Source organism: Staphylococcus epidermidis, assembly GCF_006742205.1.
GTDB lineage: Bacteria > Bacillota > Bacilli > Staphylococcales > Staphylococcaceae > Staphylococcus > Staphylococcus epidermidis.
The window spans coordinates 1-12,720 of record NZ_AP019721.1; the positions used below are offsets into that span (position 1 = coordinate 1).

At 34.3% G+C, this 12,720-nt stretch carries 8 protein-coding genes and 1 other annotated feature; of the genes, 7 read left to right on the top strand and 1 reads right to left on the bottom strand.

Going from position 1 to position 12,720, the window contains the following annotated elements:
- From dnaA to gyrA, 6 genes are all read left to right on the top strand, one after another.
- Complete coding sequence (gene dnaA, locus FNL83_RS00005) at positions 1-1,356, top strand: chromosomal replication initiator protein DnaA (protein ID WP_002455927.1); 1,356 nt, start codon at positions 1-3, stop codon at positions 1,354-1,356.
- A 308-nt stretch (positions 1,357-1,664) separates the two neighbouring features.
- Positions 1,665-2,798 carry a DNA polymerase III subunit beta gene (dnaN, locus tag FNL83_RS00010; RefSeq protein ID WP_001831813.1) on the top strand — a complete coding sequence of 378 codons (1,134 nt, stop codon included), beginning with the start codon at positions 1,665-1,667 and terminating at the stop codon, positions 2,796-2,798.
- A 432-nt stretch (positions 2,799-3,230) separates the two neighbouring features.
- Positions 3,231-3,467, top strand: a complete 237-nt coding sequence (gene yaaA, locus FNL83_RS00015) for a S4 domain-containing protein YaaA (protein ID WP_001831806.1) — start codon at positions 3,231-3,233, stop codon at positions 3,465-3,467.
- Positions 3,464-4,579: a DNA replication/repair protein RecF gene (gene recF / locus FNL83_RS00020; RefSeq protein ID WP_002437307.1), complete on the top strand. Its 1,116-nt coding sequence runs from the start codon at positions 3,464-3,466 to the stop codon at positions 4,577-4,579. Before yaaA ends, recF begins: the two co-directional genes overlap by 4 nt.
- A gap of 10 nt (positions 4,580-4,589) precedes the next feature.
- The gene (gene gyrB / locus FNL83_RS00025) at positions 4,590-6,521 is read left to right on the top strand and encodes a DNA topoisomerase (ATP-hydrolyzing) subunit B (RefSeq protein ID WP_001831817.1); all 1,932 of its coding nucleotides are present in this window, start codon (positions 4,590-4,592) and stop codon (positions 6,519-6,521) included.
- A gap of 36 nt (positions 6,522-6,557) precedes the next feature.
- Positions 6,558-9,239, top strand: a complete 2,682-nt coding sequence (gyrA, locus tag FNL83_RS00030; protein ID WP_001831812.1) for a DNA gyrase subunit A — start codon at positions 6,558-6,560, stop codon at positions 9,237-9,239.
- A gap of 392 nt (positions 9,240-9,631) precedes the next feature.
- On the opposite strand, the gene FNL83_RS00035 is transcribed toward gyrA, so the two are convergent.
- Complete coding sequence (locus tag FNL83_RS00035) at positions 9,632-10,447, bottom strand: NAD(P)H-hydrate dehydratase (protein ID WP_001831762.1); 816 nt, start codon at positions 10,445-10,447, stop codon at positions 9,632-9,634.
- Positions 10,448-10,988: 541 nt separating this feature from the next.
- Positions 10,989-11,204, top strand: a binding site (T-box leader).
- An 87-nt stretch (positions 11,205-11,291) separates the two neighbouring features.
- On the opposite strand from FNL83_RS00035, the gene serS reads away from it, so the two are divergent.
- Positions 11,292-12,578: a serine--tRNA ligase gene (gene serS / locus FNL83_RS00040; RefSeq protein ID WP_002455928.1), complete on the top strand. Its 1,287-nt coding sequence runs from the start codon at positions 11,292-11,294 to the stop codon at positions 12,576-12,578.
- Positions 12,579-12,720 lie beyond the last annotated feature (142 nt).

Below are 12,720 nucleotides of genomic sequence, written 5' to 3' on the forward strand. Positions count from 1 at the left end.
ATGTCAGAGAAAGAAATTTGGGATAAAGTTTTAGAAATTGCCCAGGAAAGAATTTCAAACACTAGTTATCAAACGTTCATAAAAGATACGCAACTCTACTCACTTAAAAATGACGAAGCCATTATATTAGTAAGTCTGCCTTTCAATGCGAGTTGGCTTAATCAGCGATATTCAGAAATTATGCAGGCTATTATTTATGATGTCATCGGTTATGAAGTGAAACCACATTTTATTTCAGAAGATGAACTTGCATCCTACAACAATGTAAATACACAAGAAGTTCAAGAACCCCAAGTACAACATTCTTCTATAGATGATAAGACTTGGGGAAAAGAACAATTTAATATGCACAATACATTCGATACATTTGTCATTGGACCTGGTAACCGTTTCCCACATGCTGCAAGTTTAGCTGTTGCAGAAGCACCGGCAGAAGCTTATAATCCATTATTTATATATGGAGGCGTAGGTCTAGGTAAAACACATTTAATGCATGCAATTGGGCATCATGTTCTTAGCAACAAACCTAATGCTAAAGTCATTTACACTTCTAGTGAGAAATTCACAAACGAATTTATTAAATCAATACGTGATAATGAAACTGAAGCATTTCGTGAAAAGTATCGTAAAATTGATGTTTTATTAATTGATGATATTCAATTCATTCAAAATAAAGAACAAACGCAAGAAGAGTTCTTCCATACTTTTAATGAATTACATCAAAATAATAAGCAAATCGTTATTTCAAGTGATCGTCCACCAAAAGAAATTGCTAAGCTGGAAGACCGTCTTCGCTCTCGTTTTGAGTGGGGACTAATAGTTGATATCACGCCACCTGATTACGAAACAAGAATGGCAATATTACAAAAGAAAATTGAAGAAGAAAATCTTGATATTCCGCCAGAAGCTTTGAATTACATCGCCAACCAAATTCAATCAAATATTCGTGAACTTGAAGGCGCATTAACTCGACTTTTAGCGTACTCCAAATTACAAGGAAAACCTATTACAACCGAACTCACTGCAGAAGCGTTAAAAGATATCATTCAGTCACCTAAGTCTAAAAAGATTACAATTCAAGATATCCAAAAGGTAGTTGGTCAGTATTATAGTGTAAGAATTGAAGATTTTAGTGCCAAAAAACGTACAAAGTCAATTGCTTACCCACGACAAATAGCTATGTATCTATCTAGAGAATTAACTGATTTTTCATTACCTAAGATAGGTGAAGAATTTGGAGGTCGCGATCATACAACAGTTATCCATGCCCATGAAAAGATTGCAAATGATATCAAGTCTGATCCTACATTTAAGCAAGAAGTAGAAAACTTAGAAAAAGAAATTAGAAATCAGTAATGGGAAATAAATCCATATTGAATAAATTGAAAATTAGCAGATTGTAAACTGTCTTTTAGGGAATAATTACTATGTAAATCAATTCCTAAACACTTAAAAAGATGGGGAGTTGTCCCTCTGAATAACAATAGCAATTGTGGATAATGTGAAAAAATAATACACAACATACACAGTTTATCCACATGTGTATAACTGTGCTATTCGTAAGTTTTTTAGACTTATCCACCAATCCACAGTGCCTACTACTATTACTATGAATTTAAAACCTATATAATTATATATAAACGACTGGAAGGAGTTTAAATTTAATGATGGAATTCACAATTAAAAGAGATTATTTTATTAATCAACTTAACGACACATTAAAGGCTATCTCACCTAGAACAACTTTACCGATTTTAACAGGTATCAAAATTGATGCTAAAGAAAATGAAGTCATTTTAACTGGGTCAGATTCAGAAATATCAATAGAAATCACTATTCCAAAACAAGTTGATGGTGAAGAAATTGTTGAAATTACAGAAACAGGATCAGTTGTACTTCCTGGTCGTTTCTTCGTTGATATTATTAAAAAACTTCCTGGAAAAGAAGTTAAATTATCAACTAATGAACAATTCCAAACGTTAATAACATCAGGTCATTCAGAATTTAACTTAAGTGGACTAGATCCTGATCAATATCCATTATTACCTGAGGTATCACGAGATGACGCTATTCAATTGTCAGTTAAGGTACTAAAAAATATCATTGCACAAACTAATTTTGCAGTGTCCACCTCAGAAACACGACCAGTACTTACTGGTGTGAACTGGCTTATACAAGATAATGAATTAATATGCACAGCAACAGATTCACACCGCTTAGCTGTAAGAAAATTACAGTTAGAAGATGAATCAGAAAATAAAAATGTCATCATTCCTGGTAAAGCTTTATCTGAATTAAACAAAATTATGAGTGACAGCGACGAAGATATTGATATTTTCTTTGCTTCTAACCAAGTGTTATTCAGAGTGGGGAATATTAATTTCATCTCACGTTTACTTGAAGGTCATTATCCAGATACGACACGTTTATTCCCAGAAAATTATGAGATTAAATTAGGAATTAACAATGGAGACTTCTATCATGCAATTGATCGTGCATCTTTATTAGCACGTGAAGGTGGAAATAATGTTATTAAATTAAGTACAGGTAATGAATTAGTTGAACTTTCATCTACTTCTCCTGAAATTGGTACTGTTAAAGAAGAAGTTAACGCTAATGATGTAGAAGGCGGAAACTTGAAAATTTCTTTCAACTCAAAATACATGATGGATGCTTTAAAAGCCATTGATAATGATGAAGTAGAAGTAGAATTCTTTGGTACAATGAAACCATTTATCTTAAAACCAAAAGATGATGATTCTGTAACGCAATTAATTCTGCCTATTAGAACATATTAATAAAAATTAAAGTTACAATCGGATTAGATTGCTAAATCTCTTATACAAAGGAGCCTGTGCATTTGTTGCATAGGCTTTTTTATATTGATATCAAATCTCATTTCAAACATTCAAAGCTTAAAATAGACAAATGAGATAATTATCGTGAATGTAGAATTAATTTTAAATGTACTGAGCGCTTTTCAAAGCAATAATAAATATATTTGAGTATTCAATTACCCTTGTGGAAAAAGTGTGCTAAAAACCACTTTAAATTTAAAATTCAGTGTAAGTTTTTAAAATGATTGTAAGTAAATTATAAAATTTGTAGCAGCTTTTGATAAAATAAAATATATATCAAAGTAAACGATTTCATTCTTTATTTTAAATGAAATTCAAAGTAAAAAACGGTATAATATATTAATGACACATATAGAAACGGAGTGAGAAATTTTGGTTCAAGAAGTTGTTGTAGAAGGAAATATCACTTTAGGTCAATTTCTTAAAACTGAAGGAATCATAGAATCAGGTGGACAAGCTAAATGGTTTCTACAGGATTTTGAGGTTTTAATTAATGGACAACGTGAAACAAGACGTGGCAAAAAATTAGAACACAACGACCGCATTGATATTACAGATATCCCTGAAGATACGGGTTCCTTTTTAATCATCCATCAAGGTGAACAATGAAACTTAATACACTCCAATTAGAGAATTATCGTAACTATGAACAGGTGACATTAGATTGTCATCCCGAAGTGAATATCCTTATTGGTGAGAACGCACAAGGAAAGACAAATTTACTTGAATCAATTTATACCTTAGCGCTTGCTAAAAGTCATCGTACGTCAAATGATAAGGAACTCATACGTTTCAAGTCTGATTATGCTAAAATAGAGGGTGAGCTAAGTTATAGACATGGTACGATGCCGCTTACGATGTTTATAACTAAAAAAGGTAAGCAAGTTAAAGTAAATCATCTTGAGCAAAGCAGACTAACTCAATATATTGGACATTTAAATGTCGTCTTATTTGCACCTGAAGATTTAAATATCGTTAAAGGTTCACCACAAATACGTCGACGATTCATAGATATGGAGTTAGGACAAATATCTGCTGTCTATTTGAATGATTTAGCTCAATATCAGCGTATTCTAAAGCAAAAGAACAATTACCTTAAACAGTTACAAATTGGGCAGAAGACAGATACAACAATGTTAGAAGTCTTAAACCAACAATTTGCTGAATATGCACTGAAGGTTACGTTACGTCGAGAGCACTTTATAAAGGAATTAGAAACACTTGCACAACCCATTCATGCAGGTATCACAAATGATCGAGAGACACTGACACTCGATTATGTTCCAAGTTTGAAGTTAAGTAATTATGAAGCCAATCAATCTGAGTTAATTGAAGAAGTATTAGCATTGTTAAATGACAATTTACAAAGAGAAAAAGAACGAGGCGTATGTCTCTATGGCCCACATCGTGATGACTTAAGTTTCAATGTAAATGGCATGGATGCTCAAACGTATGGTTCACAAGGTCAGCAACGTACCACTGCGCTGTCAATTAAGTTGGCAGAAATTGAATTAATGAATATTGAAGTAGGAGAATATCCAATCTTACTTTTAGATGATGTCTTGAGTGAGCTTGATGATTCACGTCAAACACATTTGTTAAGTACGATTCAACATAAAGTACAAACATTTGTGACAACTACGTCAGTTGAAGGAATAGATCATGAAATAATGAATAACGCTAAGTTATACCGTATTAGTCAAGGTGAAATACTAAAGTAACGAGAAAGTGATGGTGAATACATTGTCAGATGTAAACAACACAGATAATTATGGTGCTGGACAGATACAAGTTTTAGAAGGTCTCGAAGCGGTTCGTAAAAGACCGGGTATGTATATTGGTTCAACTTCAGAAAGAGGGTTGCACCATTTAGTATGGGAAATTGTTGATAATAGTATTGACGAGGCATTAGCAGGTTATGCTAGTCATATTGAAGTTGTAATTGAGAAAGACAATTGGATTAAAGTTACTGACAATGGCCGTGGTATTCCTGTTGATATTCAAGAAAAGATGGGACGCCCTGCTGTCGAAGTTATCTTAACTGTACTTCACGCTGGAGGTAAATTCGGAGGTGGCGGATACAAAGTATCTGGCGGTCTTCACGGTGTTGGATCTTCAGTTGTTAATGCACTCTCACAAGATCTTGAAGTTTATGTACATCGTAATGGCACGATTTATCATCAAGCCTATAAACAAGGTGTGCCACAATTTGATCTTAAAGAAATTGGCGATACAGATAAAACAGGTACAGCTATTCGATTCAAAGCCGATAAAGAAATCTTTACAGAGACAACAGTTTATAACTATGAAACACTTCAAAAGCGTATACGTGAGCTTGCTTTCTTAAATAAAGGTATTCAAATTACTTTAAAAGATGAAAGAGAAGAGGAAGTTAGAGAAGACTCATATCATTATGAAGGCGGGATTAAATCCTATGTAGATTTATTAAATGAGAATAAAGAACCTCTTCACGATGAACCTATATATATCCATCAGTCTAAAGACGATATTGAAGTGGAAATTGCACTTCAATATAACAGTGGATATGCAACCAACTTATTAACGTATGCGAATAATATTCATACATACGAGGGTGGTACGCATGAAGATGGCTTTAAACGTGCTTTAACACGCGTTTTAAATAGCTATGGTACGCAAAGTAAGATTATTAAAGAGGATAAAGATAGACTTTCAGGTGAAGATACACGGGAAGGTTTAACAGCAGTCGTATCAATTAAACATGGCGATCCTCAGTTTGAAGGACAAACTAAAACAAAATTAGGAAACTCTGAAGTACGTCAAGTTGTTGATAGATTATTTTCTGAACACTTTGAACGTTTCTTATATGAGAATCCATCTGTAGGACGCATTATTGTTGAAAAGGGTATTATGGCTTCACGCGCACGTGTGGCTGCCAAAAAAGCACGTGAAGTTACGCGTCGTAAATCAGCATTAGACGTTTCAAGCTTACCAGGTAAATTGGCAGATTGTTCTAGTAAGAACCCTGAAGAAAGTGAAATTTTCTTGGTAGAAGGTGACTCTGCCGGGGGGTCTACTAAATCTGGTCGTGATTCAAGAACACAAGCCATTTTACCTTTAAGAGGTAAAATTTTGAATGTGGAAAAAGCACGTTTAGATCGTATCTTAAACAATAACGAAATTCGTCAAATGATTACTGCATTTGGTACGGGTATTGGAGGAGAATTCGATATATCAAAAGCACGTTATCATAAAATCGTAATCATGACTGATGCCGATGTTGATGGTGCACATATACGTACGTTATTACTTACATTCTTCTATCGTTTCATGAGACCTTTAATTGAAGCGGGCTACGTTTATATTGCTCAGCCGCCTTTATATAAACTAACACAAGGAAAACAAAAATATTATGTATTTAACGATAGAGAACTAGACAAGTTGAAACAAGAATTAAACCCGTCACCAAAATGGTCAATTGCACGTTACAAAGGTCTTGGTGAAATGAACGCAGACCAATTATGGGAAACGACTATGAATCCTGAACATCGCTCTATGTTGCAAGTGAGACTTGAAGATGCAATTGATGCAGACCAAACATTTGAAATGTTAATGGGCGATGTAGTAGAAAATCGCAGACAATTTATCGAAGACAATGCAGTTTATGCCAACCTAGATTTCTAGACACTATGAACTGAACTTTTGAAGGAGGATCTCTTGATGGCTGAATTACCTCAATCAAGAATTAATGAACGAAATATAACCAGTGAAATGCGTGAATCATTCTTAGACTATGCTATGAGTGTTATCGTTTCTCGTGCATTACCTGATGTTAGAGACGGATTAAAGCCAGTACATCGTCGTATTCTTTATGGTTTAAATGAACAAGGTATGACGCCCGATAAACCTTATAAGAAATCTGCACGTATAGTCGGGGATGTCATGGGTAAATATCACCCTCATGGTGATTCTTCAATTTATGAAGCAATGGTAAGAATGGCCCAAGACTTTAGTTATCGTTATCCACTTGTAGATGGTCAAGGTAACTTTGGCTCTATGGATGGTGACGGGGCAGCCGCAATGCGTTATACCGAAGCACGTATGACTAAAATAACATTAGAACTTTTACGTGATATCAACAAAGACACAATTGATTTTATTGACAACTATGATGGTAATGAAAGAGAGCCGTCAGTCTTACCTGCACGTTTCCCTAACTTACTAGTAAATGGTGCGGCAGGAATTGCCGTAGGTATGGCTACAAATATTCCTCCCCACAATTTAACTGAAGTTATTGATGGTGTGCTCAGTTTAAGTAAGAATCCAGACATCACAATTAATGAGCTGATGGAAGACATCCAAGGTCCTGATTTTCCTACAGCCGGTTTAGTACTAGGGAAAAGTGGTATTCGTCGAGCTTATGAAACAGGTCGTGGGTCAATTCAAATGCGTTCTCGTGCTGAAATAGAAGAACGTGGTGGTGGCCGTCAACGTATTGTCGTAACGGAAATACCTTTCCAAGTCAATAAAGCGCGTATGATTGAAAAAATCGCAGAGTTAGTTAGAGATAAGAAAATCGACGGTATTACAGATTTACGTGATGAAACAAGTTTGCGTACAGGTGTAAGAGTAGTTATTGATGTACGTAAAGATGCAAATGCGAGTGTTATTTTAAATAATTTATATAAACAAACTCCATTACAAACATCATTTGGTGTGAATATGATTGCTTTAGTGAATGGTAGACCTAAACTAATCAATTTAAAAGAAGCACTTATCCATTACTTAGAACACCAAAAAACAGTGGTTAGACGACGTACTGAATATAATCTTAAAAAAGCAAGAGACCGTGCCCATATTCTAGAAGGTTTACGAATAGCACTAGATCATATTGATGAAATTATCACAACAATTCGTGAATCGGACACTGATAAAATTGCGATGGCAAGTTTACAAGAGCGTTTTAAACTAACTGAACGTCAAGCTCAAGCAATTTTAGATATGCGTTTAAGACGTTTAACTGGATTAGAAAGAGATAAAATAGAATCTGAGTATAATGAACTTCTAGAATATATTAAAGAGTTAGAAGAGATTTTAGCTGATGAAGAAGTACTATTACAATTAGTTCGTGATGAATTGACTGAAATTAAAGAACGTTTCGGCGATGAACGTCGCACTGAAATTCAATTAGGTGGTCTAGAAGATCTTGAAGATGAAGACTTAATCCCTGAAGAACAAATTGTTATTACATTAAGTCATAATAACTATATTAAACGTTTACCAGTATCTACATATCGTTCTCAAAATCGTGGTGGTCGTGGCATACAAGGTATGAACACGTTGGATGAGGACTTCGTTAGTCAATTGGTAACAATGAGTACACATGATCATGTTCTGTTCTTTACGAATAAAGGTCGTGTATATAAACTCAAAGGTTATGAAGTTCCTGAGTTGTCACGTCAATCCAAAGGCATACCTATTATTAATGCGATTGAACTCGAAAATGACGAAACAATAAGTACGATGATTGCAGTTAAAGACCTTGAAAGTGAAGAAGATTATCTCGTATTCGCGACAAAACAAGGTATCGTTAAACGTTCATCATTAAGTAACTTCTCCCGTATTAACAAAAACGGTAAAATTGCAATTAACTTTAAAGAAGATGATGAATTAATTGCAGTACGTCTAACAACAGGTAATGAAGATATTCTTATTGGAACTGCACATGCATCATTAATTAGATTTTCTGAATCTACATTACGCCCATTAGGCCGTACAGCAGCAGGTGTGAAAGGTATTTCTCTACGTGAAGGGGATACTGTCGTTGGTCTTGATGTTGCAGATTCAGAAAGTGAAGATGAAGTATTAGTAGTTACTGAAAATGGTTACGGTAAACGTACACCTGTTAGCGAATATCGTTTATCAAATCGTGGTGGTAAAGGAATCAAAACTGCGACAATTACCGAGCGTAATGGTAACATCGTTTGTATCACAACTGTAACCGGTGAAGAGGATTTAATGGTTGTAACTAACGCTGGTGTTATTATTCGTCTTGACGTTCATGATATTTCTCAAAATGGACGTGCAGCACAAGGTGTACGCCTTATGAAACTCGGAGATGGTCAATTTGTTTCTACTGTTGCTAAAGTAAACGAAGAAGACGATAATGAGGAAAATGCAGATGAAGCGCAACAATCTACTACTACTGAAACAGCAGATGTAGAAGAGGTAGTGGATGATCAGACACCAGGCAATGCGATTCATACAGAAGGTGATGCAGAAATGGAATCTGTAGAATCTCCTGAAAATGATGATCGTATTGATATCAGACAAGATTTTATGGATAGAGTGAATGAAGATATCGAGAGTGCTTCAGATAATGAAGAAGATAGTGATGAATAATTAAAAAGGGAGTAAGACAGAAACATAGGGTTCGTTGTTCTGCCCGTAACTCTTAATTAAACTATCTGTAGATTTTATGAACAAAAGTTTATATAGGGAAGTCGGACTAGAGTTGTAATGAGGTTATTTTCTAACTCAGTCATCGACGTCCAATACGCTAAAATGCATGAGACATAGCTATGTCTCATGCATTTTTTAATTTCTTGTTTATATTAAATTGATTTGTCCTTTATAACCTCTGTAGCACCATACATTGAGGATAAATGAATAATCATTTCCATACATTTAGACCCCCTTCAATAGAGGGTGTCTAAAATATAACTGTCTCTTTCAACAATGTTCTTTCTCAATTTACCACTACTGATAAACACAGTAATTAATTCTGATATCTGTTAACCTTCAAGTTGTTTCATCACATACGGTATTTCACTAATTAGACGTGAAGGTGGAACAACATACATTGTGTCAGATAATTTTTCACCGATAAAACTATGCATGTAAGTTGCACTTGTAACAGCTTCTTTAAAATTATCAAATTGGCCTACGAAGCTTGTAATCATGCCCGCAAGTGTATCACCCATACCACCTGTAGCCATAGCAGGTGTGCCAATAGGTAATTTATAGACATCATCATTGCAGAAATAGATTTCCGTACCATGTTGTTTTAATACTACTGTCGCGCCAATACGTTCTACCGCTTCAAGGTTACGTTCATATGTCTGTTCTTCAATAGGTATACCGCTCAAACGCTCCCATTCCTTTTGATGTGGGGTGAATATAACACGACATGTAGGAATTTGAGGTTTTAACTTACTGAATATTGTTATAGCATCTCCGTCAACAATTAAATTTTGATGTGGTTGTATATTTTGAAGTAAAAACGTGATGGCATTATTACCTTTGAAATCTACTCCAAGACCTGGACCGATAAGGATACTATCAGTTGCTTCAATCATTTTCGTAAGCATTTTAGTATCATTAATATCTATAACCATCGCCTCAGGACAACGAGAATGTAGCGCAGCATGATTATTTGGGTGTGTTGCTACAGTAATGAGCCCACTTCCACTATAAACGCAAGCGCGTGCAGCAAGCATGATTGCGCCACCCATATTGGCTGATCCACCGATTAATAAAATTTTACCATAGTCACCTTTATGTGTTTCGTCTTTTCTTATAGGAATATTAACAGAATCTAACGTTTTCATAACGATATAACCTCCCATAACATGTTATTTCTTAAAATGTTGTAAGTCTTATGTTTGCTTTTATTTCACGAATCTTTTTATTTATTTCAAACAATTGTTTACATGTGATTTTAAATCATCTCTTCTAAATACAATTAAGAATACTATACCTGTATCTGACATTCGTCAATAGTTAAATGAAACTCTATTCACATCGTCATGTATCATTCATTATTTTAGTAGACTGATAGCATAATGTAGCAGTTTTATTTATTTAATTAAAAATATTAAATGGAAATAGAACGTAAGGTGACATTACAAGCAGTTAATTATAATAATGTTGAAATTCTCCCGCCTCTCATCCGAGAAAATTTGTATGTATATCGTCACAATGTATCTACTATTACACAGAACAAAATATTTAGTTTCAACAAGTTGTAGAAGCGGGACACTAATTATTTAAAAAGTGTTGCATATAAGCTCATCTAAATATGACGTAATTGTTGCAAATTTAAAATAACTTGAAATGTGATAATGACTTTGCTATATTAAAATTAAGTTAATAAAGTATTGTTCGTAGGACAAGTAGCATAGATAGTTCGATTTCAGAGAGCTTGTGGTAAGTGAGAACAAGTAATCGACATTCATGTGAATCTACCTACTATATGTGAACAATCGGTAATAACCGTTATTTTAGTTAAGCGCAATTTGAGGTAAATGCTTTTAATTTACTTGAAATTGTTAAATAGGGTGGCAACGCGTAGACCACGTCCCTTGTCTGGGATGTGGTCTTTTTTTATTGTTTTATCACACGAAGTCATCCATAAAATTGAATATATTTTATTTGGGAAAGGATGAAGGTTACATGTTAGACATTCGTTTATTTAGAAATGAACCTGAGAAAGTGAAGAGCAAAATTGAATTAAGAGGCGACGATCCTAAAGTTGTCGACCAAGTTTTAGAATTAGATGAACAACGCCGTGAATTAATCAGTAAAACTGAAGAGATGAAGGCGAAAAGAAATAAAGTGAGCGAAGAAATAGCTCAAAAGAAACGTAATAAAGAAGACGCTGATGACGTCATTGCTGAGATGCGTCATTTAGGTGATGAAATTAAAGATATCGATAATCAACTTAATGAAGTAGATAATAAAATTAGAGATATCTTAATTCGTATTCCTAACTTAATTAATGAAGACGTACCTCAAGGTGATTCTGATGAAGAAAACGTTGAAGTTAAAAAATGGGGTACGCCACGTGATTTTGAATTTGAACCAAAAGCGCACTGGGATTTAGTTGAAGAATTAAAAATGGCTGACTTTGAACGTGCTGCTAAAGTATCTGGTGCTCGTTTCGTATACTTAACTAAAGATGGCGCATTACTTGAACGTGCTTTAATGAATTACATGTTGACAAAACATACAACGCAACATGGTTATACTGAAATGATGACACCTCAATTAGTGAATGCTGATACGATGTTTGGAACAGGTCAATTACCTAAATTTGAAGAAGATTTATTTAAAGTTGAAAAAGAAGGCTTATATACGATTCCAACTGCAGAAGTACCTTTAACAAACTTCTATAGAGATGAAATTATTCAACCAGGTGTACTACCTGAATTATTTACAGCTCAAACTGCATGTTTCCGTAGTGAAGCAGGATCAGCTGGTAGAGATACTAGAGGGTTAATTCGTTTACATCAATTTGATAAAGTTGAAATGGTTCGTATTGTACAACCTGAAGATTCTTGGAATGCTTTAGAAGAAATGACACAAAATGCTGAAGCTATTCTTGAAGAATTAGGTTTACCATACCGTCGTGTTATCTTATGTACTGGCGATATTGGTTTCAGTGCTAGTAAAACATATGATTTAGAAGTTTGGTTACCAAGTTACAATGATTATAAAGAAATCAGTTCTTGCTCTAACTGTACTGATTTCCAAGCACGTCGCGCAAATATCAGATTCAAACGTGATGCTGCTTCTAAACCAGAATTAGTACACACATTAAATGGTAGTGGTTTAGCAGTAGGTCGTACATTTGCAGCCATCGTTGAAAACTATCAAAACGAAGATGGTACATTAACAATTCCTGAAGCATTAGTACCATTTATGGGTGGCAAAACTAAAATTGAAAAACCAATCAAATAATCATATAAACTTAACTAGATGATTACAATATTAAAAAGTTATTTAACTGTCGATAAGATTCTATAAACTTATCGACAGTTTTTTAATATATAAAGGCGAAATTGGTATTTTTATATTCAATTAGGGATGGATGTCTAAAATA

Coding starts and splice junctions, on each gene's coding strand:
- dnaA (WP_002455927.1), top strand. CDS start 1: ATGTCAGAGAAAGAAATTTGGGATAAAGTTTTAGAAATTGCCCAGGAA.
- dnaN (WP_001831813.1), top strand. CDS start 1,665: ATGATGGAATTCACAATTAAAAGAGATTATTTTATTAATCAACTTAAC.
- gyrA (WP_001831812.1), top strand. CDS start 6,558: ATGGCTGAATTACCTCAATCAAGAATTAATGAACGAAATATAACCAGT.
- FNL83_RS00035 (WP_001831762.1), bottom strand. CDS start 10,447: ATGAAAACGTTAGATTCTGTTAATATTCCTATAAGAAAAGACGAAACA.
- recF (WP_002437307.1), top strand. CDS start 3,464: ATGAAACTTAATACACTCCAATTAGAGAATTATCGTAACTATGAACAG.
- serS (WP_002455928.1), top strand. CDS start 11,292: ATGTTAGACATTCGTTTATTTAGAAATGAACCTGAGAAAGTGAAGAGC.
- gyrB (WP_001831817.1), top strand. CDS start 4,590: ATGGTGAATACATTGTCAGATGTAAACAACACAGATAATTATGGTGCT.